A 20,299-nucleotide genomic window follows, 5' to 3' on the forward strand; every position below is an offset into this window, starting at 1 on the left:
CATTTATACTATAACTTATAACTATACATCACAAATTAAAACACCTTGTTTCAATGAAGCGATTTTATCAGATTTTGCAGGAATGAACTCTTGCCCGATGAATCCTTTATAACCAGTATCAAGGATAGCTTTCATAATGGCTGGATAATACAACTCTTGCGTATCATCAATTTCATTTCTACCCGGAACACCACCTGTATGGTAATGTGAAATATATTGATGATATTTTTTAATCGTTGCAATTACGTCCCCTTCCATGATTTGCATGTGATAAATATCATAAAGTAATTTGAATTTATCTGAACCAACCATTTCGCACAAAGCCGCACCCCAATCAGTATGGTCACATTGATAATCCTTGTGGTTTACTTTTGAATTTAGCAACTCCATCGTGATGGTTACATCATGTTTTTCGGCTGTTTTCATGATTCTCTGTAAACCTTTCTTACAGTTGATTAGTCCGTCTTCATCACTTAATCCATTTCTATTTCCAGAAAACGTAATTAAGTTTTTGACACCTGCTTTGGCTGCTTTCGGAATCAAATCTTCATATAAAGCCACTAGTGCATCATGATTCTTTACATTGTTGAAACAGCTAGTTAAGCCCATTCCATTTCCCCATTGGTTACCTTCTGGCCAACCAATAGCTGATGTTAAATCATATTTTTTTAAAATTTCCCATTCCGAAGGACCTGTCAACTCAAGGCTTTGCATACCAATATCTTTGGCAGCTTTACAAAGGTCTTCAAATGGAATAGAGCCATAACACCAACGACAAGCAGAGTGATTTACTCGACCTTTCAATGCGGCACCTATCTGTGTGTCTGCCGCTTCAATTCGATTACTGAGCGAAGAAGTTAGCATGGTTGCAGTTACCGCACCGACTCCCTGTAGAGCCGCTCGGCGTGAAAAAGTTTTTCCCATAGTTTTTTAAAAGTCCTGAATTAGAATTTAAAGAGTATATAAAAACAGATTATACTCAAATTCGCTGGAATTTAGGGGATTTTTTTGAAAAAACAATCCTGCAATCTATAGATTTACGAATGCCAAGTTTTCATCATGTGTAATGTATCATAAGCGGCCTTTTGATTGTACTCAAAAGCCAAGCTTTTGTAGTTCACTAAATCTACAATCGTACCGATAAAACATAAACCACCTGTGAAGAAATAGAGAATCCCCATCCCGATTTGGTCAGTTAAAAAACGTTGGATACCTGCAAATCCAAAGAAACCGATTACTGTTGTTATCAAAATAAGGGTAGTATCCCTACGTTTGTTTTGATACATCATGATGAAGGTCTTTTGTTGGTCTTCAGACATATCTTTGATTAAACTTTGGATAAACATTGCTTCCTCAGCCTCAAGGTTCGAAAGCATCATCATTATGTTGGGTGTCATTGTCTTGTATGTTTAAGTTTAAATGTTGGTAAGTATATTTTAGTAAAGTGATAATTCTGGCAACAATCACGATTAGGGCAAAAATGCCAAGTGGGTGACTGTCAAATGATTGTTGGAAGTTTCCATGAAATAAAAAAGAAATAGCATGACCTAATCCACAACCTGGACAAAATGAAAATCCTAAGTTTTTTATCGGACAAAAACTAAAATGGTTTTCGTGTGGATTATCAAGAAACAACCAGATTAATCCACTAATCCAAAACAAGAGTTCTATATTTAATTTCCGTATCATTGTGAATCAAAGGTGATGGATATTTTCTGATATTAGCTATAATTCTACACAGAATGTCTTTTTTAGGGGTGGATAATGTGTTTTGTAGGATGGATTTAATTTTAGGTAGCAAATCGGAAAATTATGCAACATAATCAGAAACTAATATAAATACTTATCATGTTGAAAATACGTATATTTGTAACATACTTTTAGCATTCAGCTTTCAGTAGTCAGCTATCAGTTTTTCTTTTGTAATAAGATTTAGTATTAGATACAAAGATATTTTATTTAACATTTTAGCCGAAAGCTGATAGCCGACGACTGAAAGCTTTATTCTTAAAGCACATCATGAAAAAAGTACTCATACGCATATTTTGCCTTTTGATGGCCTTCCAAGTGCTTTTCGCAAGCGTTGGATTTGCTATGTATGAGCATCTTTGTAAAATAAGTGGCAAAAGCAATTATATGCTTTCGCAACCTAAGCGTAGTTGTTGTGCTAAAAAAGCCAAGATGACAGCGCATTCATCAAAGCTTAGTATCAAAAGAGCTAAATGTTGTTCAGATTCAGTTACTCATTATAAAATCAATCCGAATGCATCACAAGGAATCAGTATTGACTATAAAATTCCTTCTTTAGCATGGATAATTGAAACACCCATTTTCTATACTTTTACGTGGGTAACTCAATCTGTTTCTTTCAAAATCCCTCATTATTATAATACCGCTCCGCCTTTATTTGGACGGCTCCGTCTTATCTTTATTCAGTCCTTTCTTATTTGATTTTTGTTAGAATATCAAACGCTATCTTTTGGGGTATTGCGTTATCTAATTGTGTTGATAACCCAAAAACCTCGGTCGTTTAAATATTTTAATATGAAAAATCATGAATTCTATTATAGTTTCAAAAGTATTCTCTAGGTTCATTGTGCTGATATTCAGCAATGTAGTGTTGTTTTCGCCATTGTTTGCACAAAGTGGCGAAACAGTTCGAGGCATTGTCCAAGAGAAAAAAACTGATGGCAAAACAGAAGCCATCATCGGTGCTACCCTCCGTTGGCAGAATGCCCAAAGAGGAACCACCACCAACGAAAAAGGAGAGTTCTCTATCAGTAAAGAATCTCAAAACCATCAATTAATTGTTAGCTCTGTCGGGTATAAAACTGATACACTAATGGTACATTCATTAGACTTTTTAGAGATTAATCTTGTCCCTGTAAATGCGAATTTATCTGAAGTTGTTGTAAAAGCGGAGGCTAGTGCTATGGATAGAATGAACCCTATTCATACCGAAATTATTACTTCAAAAGCACTTGCCAAGGCAGCTTGTTGTAATTTGTCTGAAAGCTTTGAAACTAATGCGTCGGTGTCTGTCAGTTATGCTGATGCGGTAACGGGTGCAAAGCAAATTCAATTATTAGGGTTATCAGGAAATTATATCCAAACGAATGTTGAAAATATTCCTGCTATTCGTGGCTTGAACAGTACTTTCGGACTAAATTATATCCCCGGCACTTGGATTTCTTCTATTGATGTGGGCAAAGGAGCAGGTTCAGTAATAAGTGGTTATGAGTCTATGACGGGGGCATTGAATGTAGAATTAGCTAAACCAGATGTTGCCGAAAAATTGTATTTGAACACCTACCTGAATAGTCAGGGTAGAGGAGAAATCAATCTTACATTAGCCAATAAGCTCAACGAAAAATGGTCTGTTGCTTTACTTACGCATGGGAGTACTTTGCAAACTAAATTAGATAAAAACAAAGATGGTTTTTTAGATTTACCACTTTATACCCAGTATAATGCCATTAATCGTTGGAAGTACCAAAGTGATAAAATGATGGCTTCTTTTGGCATAAAAGCATTGTATGAAGACCGTTTGGGTGGACAAGTAAAATTTAATCCAGATACAGACCGCAATACACCAAATGCTTATGGTTTTGGAAGCACCACAAAGCGGTATGAATTTTTTAGTAAAACCGCCAAGCTATATCAAACTAAGCCTTATCAGGGCTTAGGGCTTATTATCAATGGTTTGTACCATGACAACCAGTCTTATTTTGGATTTAAAAACTATACGGGTACTCAAAAGAGTTTATATGCCAATTTAATTTATCAGAATATACTAGGCAATACCAATCACCAATACAAAACAGGAATAAGTTATCTGTTGGATGATTACAATGAAAAGTACTTAGATTCTACCTTTAAAAGAACAGAATCTGTTCCGGGTGTTTTTGTAGAATATACAGAAACCATTCCTGAAAAATTAACGCTTGTAGTAGGAGGAAGGGTAGATTTTCATAATTTATATGGTACAAGATTTACACCCCGTTTACATGCCAAATATGATATTACGTCTGACCTTCACTTACGCCTTAGTGCAGGGAAAGGTTGGAGAATGCCCAATGCCATTGCCGAAAATTTTGGGATGTTAGTAAATTCCAGACAATTAGTTGTACCTGAAATCATCAGACCAGAAGAATCTTGGAATTTTGGAGCGAGCATAAGTAATGATTTTTATCTTTTTGGGAAGAAAGGAAACATCATTTTAGATGCCTACCGAACGAACTTCCAGAACCAATTAATCGTAGATATGGAAAATGCTGATTTAGTCCGTTTTTATAATTTAAAAGGGCGTTCGTTTTCGAATAGTTTTCAGGCAGAAGTCAATTATGCACCAAGTAAACGTATCGAAACTAAATTAGCTTATCGCTTATTTGATGTTAAAAATGATGTGTTGACTCCAACTGGCGAGCTTACTTTGTTACCAAAACAGTTTGTTAACCGCGAGCGGGTGTTATTCAACATCGCTTATGCCTTGCCTTATAATAAGTGGAAGATTGACTTTACTTGGCAATGGAATGGCAGACGTAGGATTCCTGATACTGCTGAAGGACATGTACACTCTGTGACGTCGCCATCGGTATTTGCTCCTGCTTTTTCAAACATTAATGCACAAGTAACGAAGGCCTTCTTGAAATGGGAAATGTATGTGGGAGGCGAAAATCTCAATAACTTTACACAGAGCAATCCTATTATTGCAGCGAACGACCCTTTCGGAAAGAATTTTGATGCTTCAATGGTATGGGGACCCGTTATTGGACGAATGGTGTATGTAGGGATGCGATATAAAATTAAATAAAAGCAATGAAGTTATATATCAAAAATATGGTTTGTGATCGCTGTAAGATGGCCGTAAACCAAATCCTTACACAATTGAATATTGCAGTACAGCAGATTGAACTTGGCGAAGTTATCATTCAAGAAGATTTAGATGAGCATACACAAGCTACTTTGGCTCAAAAATTGAATGATGTAGGTTTTGAGTTATTAGATGATAAACGAAAGAAAATTGTTGAGAAAATAAAGAATGTAGTGATTGAAATGATTTATCAAGCAGACGATAGTGTTGACAAAATAACACCATCTTTTCTGATTGCTGAACGTGTTGGACGAGATTATAAGTACCTGAGTACCCTATTTTCGGAAATTGAAGGAAAAACGATTGAACAATATTTAATTTTTCAGAAGATAGAAAGAGTGAAGGAATTGCTAGTATATGATGAATTAACACTAAGTCAAATAGCTGATCAACTGCATTACAGTAGTGTTCAACATTTATCGAATCAGTTTAAAAAAGTAACGAGTCTGACTCCTAGTCGTTTTAAGGAGTCACAATATCACACAAGAAAAGCTTTGGATGAAATATAATTTAGAAGTTGAATTATACTTTAAAATGCCATAAAAACAACTATATTTTAACAAAATAATCAATCAATAAAACAAACAACAACATGAAAAAGAACATCTTAGCATTAATCCTTTTATTAGTTTCAGTGCTTACATTTGCGGAAACACCTAAAACAGAAACAGTAAAAATTAAAACTTCTGCTGTTTGCGAAATGTGCAAAGAGCGTATTGAGAAAAAATTAGCTTTTACAAAGGGAGTTTCAGAGTCTAATCTGGATATTGAAAGTAAAGAAAAAATTGTAACAGTAACGTATAATCCAAAGAAGACATCGGTAGAAAAAATCAAAAAGGCTATTTCAGAAGTAGGATATGCTGCTGACGAAGTAGCAGCGAATGCAAAAGGCTATGAAAAACTACCTTCTTGCTGTAAGAAAGGTGAGATGTAGTTTTTTAGCTTTGAGTGATAAGCAATGAGCTTTGAGCAAAAAAAGGGGCTGTCGATTCCAAAATCAACAACCCCTTTTTTGCTCAAAGCTTAAAGCTATTACGCCAACATTCCTAATAAAGATGAAAGCTTATCTTTTAAATCTTTTCTATCTACGATAAAATCAAGGAATCCATGTTCTAATACGAATTCTGCACTTTGGAACCCTTTTGGTAAATCTTTACCAATGGTTTCACGAATAACTCTTGGACCAGCAAAACCAATCAAAGCTCCTGGTTCAGAGATATTAAAATCTCCGAGCATGGCATAAGATGCCGTTACCCCTCCAGTTGTTGGGTCAGTCAATAAAGAAATATAAGGAATTCCTGCTTCAGCTAATAAAGCTAACTTTGCAGATGTTTTTGCCATTTGCATTAACGAAAACCCCGCTTCCATCATCCTTGCACCCCCTGAACGAGAAATCATTAAGAATGGAATTTTATGTGCAAGAGCATAGTCGATACCACGAGCAATTTTTTCACCTACTACAGAACCCATCGACCCACCAATAAATGAAAAGTCCATCGCAGAAACGACCATCTCGATGCCATTTACTTTGCCATGGGCAGTTCTAACAGCATCTTTTAAACCCGTTTTCTTTTCAGTAGCTTTAATACGATCAGGATAACGTTTTGTATCTACAAATTCCAAAGGGTCGCCAGAAGAAAGCATGGCATCCAATTCTGTATATCTTGTTTGATCGAAAAGAATCTCAAAATATTCTTGAGAGCCAATCTTTTCATGATAATTGCAGTTTGAACAAGTATAAGCGAACAACTTATGTTCACGAGTGTGCATTGCTTTTTTGCAAGATGGGCATTGATACCAAAGCCCGTCTGGAGCTTCACGTTTTGATTCGGTAGGGGTTAAAATACCCTTATCTTTTCTGGTAAACCAAGACATATTTTATGATTGCTAGATTCGAATGTTAATGATTGAAAGCATTTTGTTCCAATATATAATTATGATTAATACATTTGTTGGAAATGCAAAATCTTGGCAAAGATAAGGTATTGCGTTTCGACTTATAACATTTTTGTAAAAAATTGTTATGTAACAAAACAAAAACGAGCCTTTTTGAATACACAAAAAGGCTCGTTTGAATTATTTTAAAAAAATTATTTAGCTAAAACTATTTTTTTATTAATCATTCCATGCTCTGTTTGAAGTTTCAAAAGATAATAACCATTTGAAAGATTCGCTACGTTAATGGTATGATTAAACTCATTTCCTGAGTTGCTATGTTGTTCGTTAAAGACAGATACTCCAAAGATATTTACAACATTGATGGTTACACTCTTTGTCGCTTTAGCAAAGCTCGCCTTTAGTTTATACTCACCAGTAGGCGAAGGGTTTGGAGAAATAGTTACTTCAATTGTACTGCTTGGCTCATTACCTAATACTGTTGGCGTTACAATCACAGGTTTGCCCGATGGCCCTTGTATATTCAAGTTATCGACTGTCCAGCCCCATCCATAAGCCAGAGGGTCAGCTAACAATCTGAATCGAACCAATACATTATCACCCGCTTTGAAATCTCCAGAAGTTAGCATATCTATTTCTCTTTTTCTAAAAAGACTAGGAGTGCCGACTACCTTTGAATTTTGATCTTTATCTATATTTAAAGAAGTCCAAGCTTTTTTCCAGTCGGGGTCATCATTTGAATCCCAACCTGATTGAAACCACTGCCATGTTTTACCATTGTCTTTAGACCCTTCCACTACTACATAATCAAAGAAATCTCTATCAGGAAAAACAGCACCATCTGCACCAGGCTCTACCAATACTATTTCATCAAAGTAGATTTTTGCAGTATCACTTCTTAATACGACAGGTCTTAATAATTGAGCAATAGTATTTGTAAATAAATTTCCATCTACTTCAAATATCTCTTCTGAACCATTTTTATAAGGGTGGTCAGAGTTTAAAGCAATGCTTGTAAAATTAGTTGGTTTCGAGAAAGTAAACCCTTTGAGGTAAAAATCATCAGGAGCCGCTGGCGAAGTATCAAAATTATTGACGTAAGTATTTACGGCAGCAAATAATTTCAACACTTTAAATTCATAAAAACCAGCTTCTGGCGAGAATCGAGTATTCTTAGCCTTTGCTTTATCTTTGATTACAATGCGATATTTTACTACATCATTTCCTTTAAATTGAGCCGATGTAAATTTAAAACTGCCATTAAAAGTAATGGTTTTGTCGCTAGTAGTATAGGTCAACATGATGGGCGCTTGCTTTACATCATTAATATAATATTCTACATAAGCGCTATCAATACCTATGTTATCATAGGCTTGTCCTTCTGGAAGTTTTATTTCTGTTTCAGTGTTATAAATTGAAAAAATATTATTGGTATAAGAGATAACAGGCTTTACAGTATCTGCCCCAATGGTAAATTGATAATAATTTGTAAAACCTTTAGGACTCAACGGTGCTTCTGCGGGCGTAGCTAATTTTCTGCCTGCTAAGTCTTCACCTTGCCAGTAATAACTAATTTTGCGTCTTTCTGTCGATTTTGGTAATGTGTATGAATATTGATTACCTGACTTTGTGAGTGGTACTTCTTTGGCATCTGCAATACTATTGGTGGTAGTAATATACAATTTCACAGAACCATCTTTTATGGCAGTATCACCCAATACTTTTGCCGTAAAAATGTAGTCTTTACTAGTATCTTCATTATCTGTAAGAGGATCATGTGTAATTGAGCTACTAACCCAACCTAAATCTGCAAAGAAGTTTAAGACAATCGGGCCAATACTACGAGTCATTTCACCCGCCGCCATCGAAGGAGTCATTAAAGCATTTGGGTCACCAACTCTATAGGTAGCTTGATCAACGTGATAAATACTTGAACCAGCACTATACGTTGTCGGAGCATATAATTTAGCTTGTTTGTTGGCATTTGCTTTCGTAGCAGATGGACTATTTAAAAATAATTTTCCACCCGTTACTTCCTTACGAAGAGCCTCAGAAAAGTTTGGAATAGCTGTAGAGTCAATCAAAGAAACGCCTGTACTATTTACAATGAAATTATCAAAAATACCAGCCGAACCCACAAAACTACCACTACCCCAACCAGCGATGGTATCACTTGCGCCAAAAGTTCCAATAAAACCAAGTCCATGACCATATTCATGTAATACTACTGAATACAAATCATATTGTAATCTTGTCGGAGTTGATTCCCCTGTGTACCAGTCAGTACGGTCAGAGTTAAAAGTAGCAACAATATCTGCTTGATCTTCACCATTTAAATCCTTTCTTGCCATTTTCTCAGCAAGTGCTATCGGATACCAAGTGCCTGCTTTAGCTGCTCCAGGAAAGTTTCGATAATAAGTTGAAGCCCCTGCTGACCCTAATACGCCAGATGCTAGACTTCTCCAACGAACCAATATTTTAATAGGCACATCTGAATTTAAAGCATTAGCCCATGTAGCAGCAGCCCTTTCAAAAACACTTTTTACATCAGCAGGCAGATTTGACCCTTGCTCATAGAAAACCTGAAAATTAGCTGATTGGCTAGATGCACTTCGGGTACTAGCAGCAAGCTTTTTATCTGCTTCTAGTTTAGCTTTCATCATCTCTGTATATCCCATTGGCAAAACACGCTCTTTTGCCTGTTCAGGTGTTGGTGCATAATCAACAATCTGATTACCAGGAATAGATTCCATTTTGATTTTTTGCGAGAAAGCAGCAAAGCTTCCCAGCGTTATGAAAGTAGCAAGTAATAATTTTCTCATATTAAAATAAATTTTAGGAGACTTATTAAATAGAATTTGAAGTGTTTGCTACACAAGATAATAACTATTTTTGATAGAAATTAATAAAGGTTTTAGAAACATAGTTAATCAATGAGCAGGCATATCTTAAACGAATAAAAAGGCTTTCTTTTTATATCAAGAAAGCCTTTTAAGAAAATATTTTTATAATTGTTAATAACCAGGATTCTGAGCTACGTTAGCATTTGTACGGATTTCGTTGGTTGGAATTGGTAATTGGAATCTAGCATCACCCGCAGGTAACGTTCTGAATCCATAGGTTGTTCCTGTTCCATCATATCTGTCTCCCCAATTTGAACGATTAATGGCTAATCCCTTACGTTTGATATCGAAGAAACGATGACCTTCAAATGCTAATTCAAGGCGTCTTTGTAAATCAATTTCAGTTTTCAAAGCATTGCCCCCTTCTTGATTATCAGCTGCTACAAACCCTACATAACGGTTTGCTCTTAAAGTATTCAAATCTTTTAAAGCATCAGCATCTTTGTTTAATTGTGCCAAAGCTTCTGCACGATTTAATAATACTTCCGCAACCCTGATTACCTTAGGGTCAACCACGTTAGCATTACCAGTAGCACGACCAAAATACTTGATAATGTTGTTATATCTAAAACCGCCAAATGAACTTGAACCAATGTAAGCACTTTTACGAACGTCAGTATCTTTAAATAATCTAAAGAAGTCGTAATCAACCACATATTCAGAACGTACGCCCGAAGAAGAACTTTGGCTATATTCTACTCCTGGTGAAACGGCATCTTTATCAACAATTTGTAGTTTTAACAATACGCCATCATTACTTGCATCTTTCCAAATGCTTGAGAAATTAGCAATTGAACCAGGGCTAGCGCTTAATGCTAATGATTGAGTAGCCGCATCAGCTGCTTTTTGCCACTGACCTTCATATAAATACAAACGTGAAAGCAACGCATAAACGGCTGATTTGTTGAAACGATAAACGCCATTGGCGCTACCAATTAAACTTGCTGCTTCAACTAAATCTGCTTCTATTTTTTGATAGTTAGATTTAACTGTTTCACGAGACGGTTTAGCGCTTGGATCGGTGCTTACTACATAAGGAATCCCCAAATCAGCATCACTTGCTTGTGTATAAGCTTTTCCGTATAATTTAACCATATCAAAATGAGCCAATGCTCTTACTGCCAATGCTTCACCTTTGAAGTTGTTTTTGGCTGTGCCATCTGCTAATTTATTGATGTTTACCAAAATACCATTTGCTCTACGAATAGATGAATAAGCTTGTGTCCATAAATCCCAAGCGATGTCGCCATTATAACGCCATTCTTGGAAAAAACGGTTTGACAAACGACCTGTGCGACACATAATAGCATTGTCGGACATGATATCAGGAAGACTAATAGATGAACCTGCATAATATAAAGTTCCTGATAAGCCTGATAGACCATTTACGCTACGCGCATACATTCCTCTTGCTGCGTTACCAAAATCAGTCTCGGTTTCAAATGCTTGCGTATCAGTTACAGAGTTGTATGGACTTAATTCAAGTTCTTTATCGCTGCAACTTGTTACTCCAATCAGAGTAAAAATGCTAAGAGTTAAAATATATTTTTTCATATTTCTTTGAAGTCTGTTTTATGGATGAATTTAGAAGGTTAAATCAATACCAAATGTTAATTGACGTGCCACAGGGTAGCTATAGCCACGGAATAAACCTTGAACTTGTCCGCCTGTACTTTCTGCTTGACCAAACCCAATTTCAGGGTCTCCTTTGGCTTCAAAAGCATAATACCACCAGTTTTGTGCCTGAGCATAAATTCTAACAGATTGTATTTTTGCTTTTTTAGTAATACTTGAAGGAATAGTATAACCTAAAGTAACATTTCTTAAACGAATAAAATCACCCTTTTGTAAATAACGGTCAGTAGTATAACTAATTCCAGTTGGCGTAGGTAGTACATTTGTATCACCTGCTTTTTTCCAATAATTCAAAGCATCTGCTGCTTGGTTATTATAAATGTATTCACCATCCGACGTTAAATCAGCCCACATTGAGTTGAAAATATAATTACCGCCTGAATAATACAAATCAGCACTTAATGAAACGCCTTTATAGTTTACTTCTGTACGGAAGTTTCCAAAACGAGTAGCTAAACGAGATTTTCCTTCTAATACTACGGCATCACTAGGGCTATAGTTTTCTACAATTTCTCCATTGATATTATAGAATTGTTGTGCGCCAGTTTGTGAATTTACACCAGCGTAACGAGTCATGAAATATACATCGATAGGTTGTCCGATTCTCAATTGAGAAAGCCCTCCGTCACGATTCAACCCATCTTCTGTCAAAGCTGTCACTTTGTTTTTATTGATTGAATAATTAACGTTTACATCCCATTTCAAATCTTTTGATTCAATAATTTTATAACCTACTGTAAATTCTACACCCCTGTTTTGTACAGCACCAACGTTTTCAGTTCTTACTTGGAAACCTGTCGTAGCAGATAATGGACGGTTATAAAGCAAAGCAGAGTTGTCTTTGTTATACCAATCGATTGTACCATACAGACGATTATTAATGATAGAGAAATCAAGACCAATATCAGTAGCTTTTAGTTTTTCCCATGTTAAGTCTGCGTTGTCTACTTGTGAAGGGAAGGTAGCAGACGTTAAGCCATAACTACTATAACGGTATAAACCCAGAGGAGTATAGTTTCCTATTCGGTCATTACCTGTTAGGCCATAACTAGCTCTTAATTTTAACGAATTGATGAATGTCAAATCTTGTATAAAAGATTCTTTATCTAAATGCCATCCTACGCTTGCTGCACCAAACAAACCATATCGATTATTTTTTCCAAAACGAGAAGAACCATCACGACGGATAGATAAATCAAGAAAATATTTTTGATTGAAATCGTAATTTACACGTCCGAACAAAGAATACAAAGCCCAATCTAATTTAGCAGTTGTTGCCGCTGTAGGCGTTGAGGCATTATCTTGAGTATTTACTTTATCAGATGGAAACCCTTTTGAAGATAATGAAAAACTTTTGATTCTGTCTCTCGTAAATTCAATACCGCCCAATACTTTAAAATTATGCGTATTATCAATAGATTTGCTATAGGTAGCAGTATTGGTAAATACATAATTGAAGTTTTGAAAACCATTATCAGTCTTTGAACCTGGTGCAGAAGGGTCACCAACATATTGATCTAGAATAGACCCTGGTTTGATATAGTATTCTCTGTCATAATTGGTATAAGTAAGACCAATTTGTGAGCGTACTTCTAAATCTTTCACAGGAGATAATGCCAAGAAAAAAGTACCTAAGCCATTTGCCGTATTTTGTTTTTCAGTATTATTTACGATAGCTTCAGAAATACTAAATCCATTCACTGTCAAGTTGTAAGTACCGTCATCATTAAATTCTGGCTCGTAGGCATTATAGGCATAAATAGCATAAAACGGATTTTGAACATTATAACGATCTCTTTGTTCATTGGTTATTATCGAAGTAAATTGCAGATTTGCACCAGTTTTTAACCATTTAGAAGCGCGATACTCTAAATTAATTCTACCAGTATTCAAATCTGAGTTAGATGCATTTGATAAACCGCCAATTTTTGATGTTTGTAGACCAATGTTATAAGAGAAAGCTTCGTTTGCACCACTAATGCCCAAACGATGTGTTCTTAATTGTCCTTTTTGCAATAATGTTTTAAACCAATCTGTTTTTCCAGCAGCAAGTCTGGTTACTTCTGCTTGGTACTCAGCATCAGTCATATTCGTAATATCATCTGAAAAATAACCGTTAGTATAGCCCAAATCTTTTTCATAACGAAGCTTTTCTTCAAAAGTCATCATTTTGAAATTATCAGGTGTTTTTTCAGAATAACCTGCTTGGAAAGAATAAGTAAGTTTTGGTAATCCTTTTTTGCCTTGTTTGGTAGTTACCAAAATTACGCCGTTGGCTCCTCTTGAACCATAAATAGCCGCAGAAGAAGCATCTTTTAATACCTGAATATCTTCAATTTCATTAGGATTGATAGTATTCAAGATGTTGATACCGCCTTGAGCTTCACTATTGGCTACTGGTGCACCATCAATAACGATTAATGGTTGAGAACCAGCAGCTAAAGAGCCTTCTCCACGAATACGCATAAACGTTTGACCCGAAGGGCGACCATTTACGGCAACTATTTGTAGACCTGCTGCTTTACCTTGTAAAAGGTTATCGAAAGAGCTTCCTCCAGCTTTGCCTTCTAAAGCTTTTCCAGATATGGTAGATTGCGACCCTGTTAAATTTTGCTTTTTAGTAGTTCCATAACCTACTACAACTACTTCTTCAATATCAGTAATATCTTGTACCAGTGCTATATTGACAATTGTTTTTGTTCCAACCGATACATCTTGTTTAATAAATCCTACAAAGCTAAAAGATAGTGTTGCACTATTGGGAACACTAATTTTATACGAACCATCTGAACCAGTAGTTGTTCCTCTGGCTGTACCCTTAACCGACACACTTACACCTGGGAGTACTGCTCCATCTTCTGACGAAGTCACTTTCCCCGAGATAATTCTGTCCTGAGCCGCTATTTTTAGCGTTAAAGTCAGCATCAGTACAAAAATCATTAGTAGTTTTCTGTTCATGTTGTTGATTTTGTTTTTAAAGTTTCGAATGTTTAGTTAGCAAAAAAATGAATCTGGTAGGTTTGACTTTACTTTAAAACGTATACTTATAAATTATCAGTATATAAACGAATATTGATAATTTATTATTTTAAAATTAACATATATTACTGGTGTTTTGTTGTGTTTTTTCTGAGAAAACATGGTTTTTATTTTGTTATCACTAAAAAACTCCGTTTAATAAATAAGTATTCGCTAAAACAATAGAAGAGTATTCAATACTAAAGATAAATTTTATTTTATATACTAGTATAGGTAAATATAACTATTTTTTGAAATAGAAGTATTGCTCTAGCATAATCATACCAAGTAGAAATGCTATAGATAATTACTGTATGGCATTTGACGGTAACATATATACTAGCTTTAATAGTGACATTATTTTAGATATATATGATGTTTTGCTATTAATAGCCACCCTTATCGATGTTTCATCAATTGGGTTACAGTTCAAACAATTTAGCCACCTTAAAGTTTATATACTGAAAACATACTTAGATAAGCCTATTTTTTGGTAGGTTGTTCTCTTTTACTGTTCTCACTAAATCGAGATATTTAATCCTAGAGGTTCTTAGAAATAACTATGTTTTATTAAAACCCTATTTTTTATTGGCTAATTCCTAAAAATTACCGTTCAATAAATCGCAATAGACTAAAGCTATAGAACAGTACTCAAAACAATAAATAATTTTTATATTTGTTGGTCGAAAAATCTCAGACTTTAACTTAACAAATAATATTATGATCGCTAGCTTAGACGCACTTACCCAAGAAAAAATTAACTTGTGGCTTTCAGGAAACTATGATGCAGATACAAAAGCCATCATCCAGCAATTTTTAGATGAAGGAAAAGAAACAGAGTTAACGGATTCTTTTTATAAAGACCTTGAGTTTGGAACGGGTGGAATGCGTGGTGAAATGGGTGTGGGCTCAAACCGTATGAACAAATATACTGTTGGTTCGGCTACACAAGGATTTGCTAATTACCTAAAAGCGAATTTCACAGGAGAAAACATTAGTGTGGCTATCGCTCATGATTCAAGAAATAATGCTTCATTTTTTGCTAAAGTAGCTGCGGATATTTTTTCGGCCAATGGCATTAAAGTGTATTTATTTAAGGAATTACGTCCAACGCCTGAATTATCTTTTGCAGTAAGACACTTAGGATGTAATGCAGGGCTAGTAATTACGGCTTCGCACAACCCTCGTGAATACAATGGTTACAAAGCTTATTGGAATGATGGTTCGCAGGTAGTAGCGCCGCACGATAAGAACATTGTTGCTGAAGTAAACAAAATCCAATCAGTAGATGAAATCAACTTTACTGGTAATCCAGACTTAATTACATTAATTGGAGAAGAAATTGATGCTGAATATTTGAAAACTATTCAAGCGAATTCAATCAACCCTGATGTAATTACGCGTCAGAAAGACTTGAAAATTGTTTATTCATCTATCCACGGAACAGGTATTACCCTTGTCCCAAAAGCCTTAAAATTATTAGGTTTTGAAGATGTAAACGTAGTAGAAGCACAAGCTGAACCTAACGGAGATTTCCCAACGGTAATTTATCCAAATCCAGAAGAAACAGAAGCAATGACTTTAGCCATGAACTTGGCCAAAGAAATTGATGCTGATTTGGTAATCGCTACAGACCCTGATGCTGATAGAGTAGGAGCGGCGGTAAAAAATCCAGCAGGAGAATGGGTGCTGTTGAATGGAAACCAAATGGCAAGCTTGATTATCTATTACTTACTAGATGCTTGGAAAAAAGCTGGGAAGTTAACGGGTAAAGAATTTATTGCTAAAACCATCGTTACGACCAACATCATTGATAAAATGTGCGAAACACAGGGCGTTAAATGTTATAATACTTTAACAGGCTTTAAATTTATTGCTGCTGTCATTCGTGAGTTGGAAGGTAAAGAGAAGTTTATTGGTGGAGGCGAAGAATCGTATGGTTATTTAATTGGTGATGCTGTGCGTGATAAAGATGCCATTGCTTCATGTGCCATGATTGCTGAATTAACAGCTTATGCTAAAGATAATGGCAAGTCGTTATTTGATTTCTTGACGAGCATGTACATGGAAAACAATTTCTATTACGAAGGCTTGATTTCGTTAACGAAAAAAGGTAAAGCAGGAGCGGAAGAAATTCAGAAAATGATGGCTGATTTACGTAGTAACGTACCAGCTACAGTAGCAGGTTCTGAACCAGTGACGGTAATTGACTATACTAATCTTACATCAACTGATTTGAAGTCTGGAGCAGTAACAAATATTCCAACTGGTTTAGGTATGGAAGCTTCAAACGTAATTCAATTGGTTTTGGCAGATGGTACAAAAGTATCTGCTCGTCCTTCAGGAACTGAGCCTAAAATCAAGTTTTATGTTTCTGTAAACGAACCTTTAGAAAAAGCGGAGGATTTTGAAACAGTATTGGCTAAATTGAAATTGAAAGTTTCAGCTATTCAAGAAGATTTAGGTTTGAAGTAATCAATACATCTTTTAAACAAAAATGGCGAGAAATCTTTCTCGCCATTTTTGTTTTATACTTCTACCGCTCTCTTAAACTCTGAGGTAAAGTGGAATTGAATATCTGGATTATTCTGAATATTCATCCTTAAAATCCATTCAGATTCTGCTAAGAAAACAAAGTTTCCATCTTTATCTTGCGCAATGTTTTGTGCTTTTAAACGAACAAATTCTGCTAGTTTCTTTTCGTCGTCTGAGGTTACCCAACAAGCTTTGGCAATATCACGGTGGTCAAAACGACATTTTGCGCCGTATTCATGTTCTAAACGATACTGAATTACTTCATATTGAAGTTCCCCAACCGTACCCACAATTTTTCTGTTTCCTAAATGTGCTTGAACAAACAATTGGGCTACTCCTTCGTCTGTTAATTGTTGAATACCTTTTTCCAATTGTTTCGATTTCATTGGGTCAAGGTTCATCAATTCTTTGAATATCTCAGGCGAGAAACTTGGAATACCTTGGTATTGTAATGCTTCTCCTTCTGATAGCGTATCACCAATCTTAAAGTTTCCTGTATCATACAAACCAATTACATCCCCTGGGAAGCCTTCGTCAATTACCTCCTTTTCTTGTGCCATAAAGTTGTATGGGTTGTTGAAACGAAGGTTTTTGTCTAAACGAACGTGTTTATAAAACTTATTACGCTCGAATGTTCCCGAACAAACTCTCAAGAAGGCAATTCTATCACGGTGTTTAGGGTCAAGGTTGGCGTGAATTTTAAAGATAAAACCAGTGAATTTTTTCTCTTCTGGCTCTACTATTCTTACATCTGTTTTTCTGGCTTGTGTACTCGGTGCTATTTCTGTAAAAGTATCCAGCAATTCTTGCACACCAAAATTGTTAACAGCTGAACCAAAGAATACAGGGGCTACTTCTCCAGACAGATAAACACTTCTGTCAAAATCGCCATAAACTCCCTCAATCAATTCAATATCTTCACGTAATTGATTGGCATCTTTTTCACCTACTTTTTTATCTAATTCTTCCGACCAGATGTCTACAGCAACTACTTCTTTTTCAATCTTAGTTTTGTTAGCATTGAAGATATTCAATGATTTATCATAAATGCTATAAACACCTTTGAAGTTTGAACCAATATTGATAGGCCACGTAAGCGGACGAACTTTGATATTCAGTTTTTGCTCTAATTCATCTAATAAATCAAAAGGGTTTTGCCCTTCTCTATCCATCTTATTGATAAAAACAATTACAGGCGTATTTCTCATTCTGCAAACTTCCATCAATCTTTCTGTTTGTTCTTCTACGCCTTTTACACAGTCGATAACCAAAATCACTGAGTCAACGGCTGTTAAAGTTCTATAGGTATCTTCAGCAAAATCTTTGTGGCCAGGTGTATCTAGGATATTGATTTTAAGGTTGTTGTATTCAAACGTCATTACTGAAGTAGCAACCGAAATACCTCTCTGGCGTTCAATCTCCATGAAATCGGAAGTTGCTCCTTTTTTAATTTTATTTGATTTTACTGCACCAGCCGTTTGGATAGCTCCACCAAATAAAAGCAATTTTTCTGTGAGCGTAGTTTTCCCTGCATCGGGGTGAGAGATAATACCGAAAGTACGGCGTTTATGTATTTCTTCTTGTATGGTTGCCATTGTCAATCTATAAATAAGTGACTGAGCGATAATAACCCAGTCCTAAAAAACTAATCAAGTCGCAAAATTACTCATAAAAAAATAAACCTCACAGAATTTTGTTTTCTGTGAGGTCTTAAAGTCAAACTAAAAGAATAATATATTATTCTACCTCATTGAGGTTACTTTTGCTTTTGCTATAAATAAAATAAACTACTAGTCCAATTCCCATCCAAACAAATGCAAACAATTGAGCTTTGCTATCTAATAAAGACATCAATGCCACATTGGTAATAATCCCAAGCGGAGCAACTAACATCAATAAAGGAGTTTTGAAAGGACGGTCACGATTAGGTTCACGTTGACGTAAAATTAATACCGCTAAACAAACCATTGCGAAGGCAAAAAGTGTTCCGAAGCTAGTCATATCACTCAATACACCGATAGGAGTAAACGAGGCTACCAATGAAACCACAAGACCTACCAACAATGTGCTTTTCCAAGGAGTTTGGAAAGTTGGGTGAATTTTACTGAAAAAGTCTGGCAATAAACCATCTTTAGCCATCCCTAAGAAAACGCGTGTTTGTCCAAGCATCATCACCAACATTACTGAAACCAAACCTACAGTTGCAGCAGTAGTAATGATAAATACTGCCCAAGGCTGTCCTACTTGGTCAAAAGCATAAGCCACTGGAGCTTTTAGTGCATCACCCGTAATGTCTTTATAGTTTAGCATACCCGTAAGTACTAATGATACTAAAATATACAATAAAGTACAGATAGCTAATGAAGCAATAATGGCAAAAGGAATATCTTTTTTAGGATTAATCGCTTCACCTGCTGAAGTAGAAACAACATCGAAACCAATGTAAGCAAAGAAAATAGCAGCGGCACCGCTTAAAATACCTTTGATACCATAAGCTTCTTGCATCTTACCATCTGCGTGTTTTACCATTTCAGGCTCAGGAATAAATGGATGCCAGTTATCAACATTCACAAAGAATACACCTACAATAATAACAAATAAGATAGCTGATAATTTAAGAATTACAATTAAGTTATTTGTATTGGCAGCTTCTTTAACGCCTTTTACTAGAATCCAAGTAACTAGCCATGTAATCAAGAAAGCAGGCAAGTTAAAAGAAAATGCTGCGGGTTCTGTGATATTATTATCGATAGCATACTGAGCACCAGAAAAAGGGTCATTGGTTAAGTAATAGGGCATCGTAATGCCGAAGAGATGCAGTAGCTTATTAAAGTAGCCGGACCAGCTTACGGCGACGGTCATTGCTCCCATGGCATATTCAAGAATTAGCCCCCAGCCAATTATCCATGCAAAAATTTCGCCCATTGTACCGTATGCATACGCATAGGCAGAACCTTCTACAGGTAACATTGAAGCAAATTCAGAATAACATAATGCAGCAAAAACACAACCAATACCGGCAACAACAAATGATAATGCCAAAGCAGGCCCAGCATGATAATGCGCAGCAGTACCTGTTAATACGAAGATACCTCCACCAATGATACCTCCGATACCGATTGCAGTGAGGCTCCATTTGCCAAGCACTTTATTTAATTTATTGTTTTTAATATCAGCTTCATAAGCTGACATTGGTTTTTTACGCCAAATACTGTTGCTCATAGGGTTTTAGTTTTTGTGTGAATTTGAAGTGATTTTTAGATTTTGGTTACTTGATTAATATGCTTTTTGTATTAAAGAAAAACTTATCTTCCTAAAAAAGTACTAATGTCTAATTATACGAAAGTATATTTTGTTTAAACATCTTTGAAGATACAGAATATTTTGTCTCAAAACAAAAAAAGACCTGCAAGTAATAAAACTAGCAGGCCTTTTGAAT

General features: G+C 35.6%; 14 protein-coding genes. 5 read left to right on the forward strand and 9 right to left on the reverse strand.

Going from position 1 to position 20,299, the window contains the following annotated elements; translation table 11 throughout:
- Positions 1–21: 21 nt before the first annotated feature.
- The 3 genes from AC07N0_RS07020 to AC07N0_RS07030 form a co-directional block, all read right to left on the reverse strand.
- Entirely contained in the window at positions 22–924 is a 903-nt protein-coding gene (locus AC07N0_RS07020; protein WP_309913094.1) for a hydroxypyruvate isomerase family protein, read from the reverse strand.
- Positions 925–1,037: 113 nt separating this feature from the next.
- The gene (locus AC07N0_RS07025; RefSeq protein ID WP_309913091.1) at positions 1,038–1,397 is read right to left on the reverse strand and encodes a TM2 domain-containing protein; all 360 of its coding nucleotides are present in this window, start codon (positions 1,395–1,397) and stop codon (positions 1,038–1,040) included.
- Positions 1,360–1,689 carry a DUF2752 domain-containing protein gene (locus tag AC07N0_RS07030; RefSeq protein ID WP_492801779.1) on the reverse strand — a complete coding sequence of 110 codons (330 nt, stop codon included), beginning with the start codon at positions 1,687–1,689 and terminating at the stop codon, positions 1,360–1,362. The genes AC07N0_RS07025 and AC07N0_RS07030 overlap by 38 nt, the downstream gene beginning before the upstream one ends.
- Before the next feature lie 330 nt (positions 1,690–2,019).
- Between AC07N0_RS07030 and AC07N0_RS07035 the strand changes: the two genes are divergently transcribed.
- From AC07N0_RS07035 to AC07N0_RS07050, 4 genes are all read left to right on the forward strand, one after another.
- Positions 2,020–2,451, forward strand: coding sequence for an HYC_CC_PP family protein (locus AC07N0_RS07035; RefSeq protein WP_494588629.1), 432 nt, complete (start codon positions 2,020–2,022; stop codon positions 2,449–2,451).
- A gap of 103 nt (positions 2,452–2,554) precedes the next feature.
- On the forward strand, positions 2,555–4,813 hold the full coding sequence (locus AC07N0_RS07040; protein WP_494588630.1) for a TonB-dependent receptor: 2,259 nt from the start codon (positions 2,555–2,557) through the stop codon (positions 4,811–4,813).
- Between the two features lie 5 nt (positions 4,814–4,818).
- On the forward strand, positions 4,819–5,382 hold the full coding sequence (locus tag AC07N0_RS07045) for a helix-turn-helix domain-containing protein (protein ID WP_494588631.1): 564 nt from the start codon (positions 4,819–4,821) through the stop codon (positions 5,380–5,382).
- Between the two features lie 83 nt (positions 5,383–5,465).
- A complete protein-coding gene (locus AC07N0_RS07050) occupies positions 5,466–5,807 on the forward strand; it encodes a heavy-metal-associated domain-containing protein (protein ID WP_494588632.1) in 342 nt (113 codons plus the stop codon).
- Between the two features lie 98 nt (positions 5,808–5,905).
- Here the strand turns inward: AC07N0_RS07050 and accD are convergent, their stop codons facing one another.
- From accD to AC07N0_RS07070, 4 genes are all read right to left on the reverse strand, one after another.
- Positions 5,906–6,748: an acetyl-CoA carboxylase, carboxyltransferase subunit beta gene (gene accD / locus AC07N0_RS07055; protein ID WP_492801787.1), complete on the reverse strand. Its 843-nt coding sequence runs from the start codon at positions 6,746–6,748 to the stop codon at positions 5,906–5,908.
- Between the two features lie 215 nt (positions 6,749–6,963).
- Positions 6,964–9,591: a T9SS type A sorting domain-containing protein gene (locus AC07N0_RS07060; RefSeq protein ID WP_494588633.1), complete on the reverse strand. Its 2,628-nt coding sequence runs from the start codon at positions 9,589–9,591 to the stop codon at positions 6,964–6,966.
- 192 nt (positions 9,592–9,783) lie between these two features.
- Complete coding sequence (locus tag AC07N0_RS07065; RefSeq protein WP_494588634.1) at positions 9,784–11,226, reverse strand: RagB/SusD family nutrient uptake outer membrane protein; 1,443 nt, start codon at positions 11,224–11,226, stop codon at positions 9,784–9,786.
- A 30-nt stretch (positions 11,227–11,256) separates the two neighbouring features.
- Positions 11,257–14,265 carry a SusC/RagA family TonB-linked outer membrane protein gene (locus AC07N0_RS07070; RefSeq protein WP_494588635.1) on the reverse strand — a complete coding sequence of 1,003 codons (3,009 nt, stop codon included), beginning with the start codon at positions 14,263–14,265 and terminating at the stop codon, positions 11,257–11,259.
- Between the two features lie 780 nt (positions 14,266–15,045).
- On the opposite strand from AC07N0_RS07070, the gene AC07N0_RS07075 reads away from it, so the two are divergent.
- Positions 15,046–16,800, forward strand: a complete 1,755-nt coding sequence (locus tag AC07N0_RS07075) for a phospho-sugar mutase (protein WP_492801792.1) — start codon at positions 15,046–15,048, stop codon at positions 16,798–16,800.
- A gap of 53 nt (positions 16,801–16,853) precedes the next feature.
- Here AC07N0_RS07075 and AC07N0_RS07080 read toward each other — a convergent pair whose 3' ends face one another.
- Complete coding sequence (locus AC07N0_RS07080) at positions 16,854–18,455, reverse strand: peptide chain release factor 3 (protein ID WP_494588636.1); 1,602 nt, start codon at positions 18,453–18,455, stop codon at positions 16,854–16,856.
- Between the two features lie 142 nt (positions 18,456–18,597).
- Positions 18,598–20,082 (reverse strand): APC family permease, encoded by a 1,485-nt coding sequence (locus tag AC07N0_RS07085; RefSeq protein ID WP_494588637.1) that lies wholly within the window; start codon positions 20,080–20,082, stop codon positions 18,598–18,600.
- Positions 20,083–20,299 lie beyond the last annotated feature (217 nt).

The sequence above is a fragment of the Arcicella sp. GW821-FHT09D11 genome (assembly GCF_059416265.1).

Bases quoted from the DNA above. Each gene is read 5' to 3' on its own strand.
- AC07N0_RS07060 (WP_494588633.1), bottom strand. From the start codon at position 9,591: ATGAGAAAATTATTACTTGCTACTTTCATAACGCTGGGAAGCTTTGCT.
- AC07N0_RS07025 (WP_309913091.1), bottom strand. From the start codon at position 1,397: ATGACACCCAACATAATGATGATGCTTTCGAACCTTGAGGCTGAGGAA.
- AC07N0_RS07065 (WP_494588634.1), bottom strand. From the start codon at position 11,226: ATGAAAAAATATATTTTAACTCTTAGCATTTTTACTCTGATTGGAGTA.
- AC07N0_RS07030 (WP_492801779.1), bottom strand. From the start codon at position 1,689: ATGATACGGAAATTAAATATAGAACTCTTGTTTTGGATTAGTGGATTA.
- AC07N0_RS07035 (WP_494588629.1), top strand. From the start codon at position 2,020: ATGAAAAAAGTACTCATACGCATATTTTGCCTTTTGATGGCCTTCCAA.
- accD (WP_492801787.1), bottom strand. From the start codon at position 6,748: ATGTCTTGGTTTACCAGAAAAGATAAGGGTATTTTAACCCCTACCGAA.
- AC07N0_RS07040 (WP_494588630.1), top strand. From the start codon at position 2,555: ATGAATTCTATTATAGTTTCAAAAGTATTCTCTAGGTTCATTGTGCTG.
- AC07N0_RS07080 (WP_494588636.1), bottom strand. From the start codon at position 18,455: ATGGCAACCATACAAGAAGAAATACATAAACGCCGTACTTTCGGTATT.
- AC07N0_RS07050 (WP_494588632.1), top strand. From the start codon at position 5,466: ATGAAAAAGAACATCTTAGCATTAATCCTTTTATTAGTTTCAGTGCTT.
- AC07N0_RS07020 (WP_309913094.1), bottom strand. From the start codon at position 924: ATGGGAAAAACTTTTTCACGCCGAGCGGCTCTACAGGGAGTCGGTGCG.
- AC07N0_RS07075 (WP_492801792.1), top strand. From the start codon at position 15,046: ATGATCGCTAGCTTAGACGCACTTACCCAAGAAAAAATTAACTTGTGG.
- AC07N0_RS07085 (WP_494588637.1), bottom strand. From the start codon at position 20,082: ATGAGCAACAGTATTTGGCGTAAAAAACCAATGTCAGCTTATGAAGCT.
- AC07N0_RS07070 (WP_494588635.1), bottom strand. From the start codon at position 14,265: ATGAACAGAAAACTACTAATGATTTTTGTACTGATGCTGACTTTAACG.
- AC07N0_RS07045 (WP_494588631.1), top strand. From the start codon at position 4,819: ATGAAGTTATATATCAAAAATATGGTTTGTGATCGCTGTAAGATGGCC.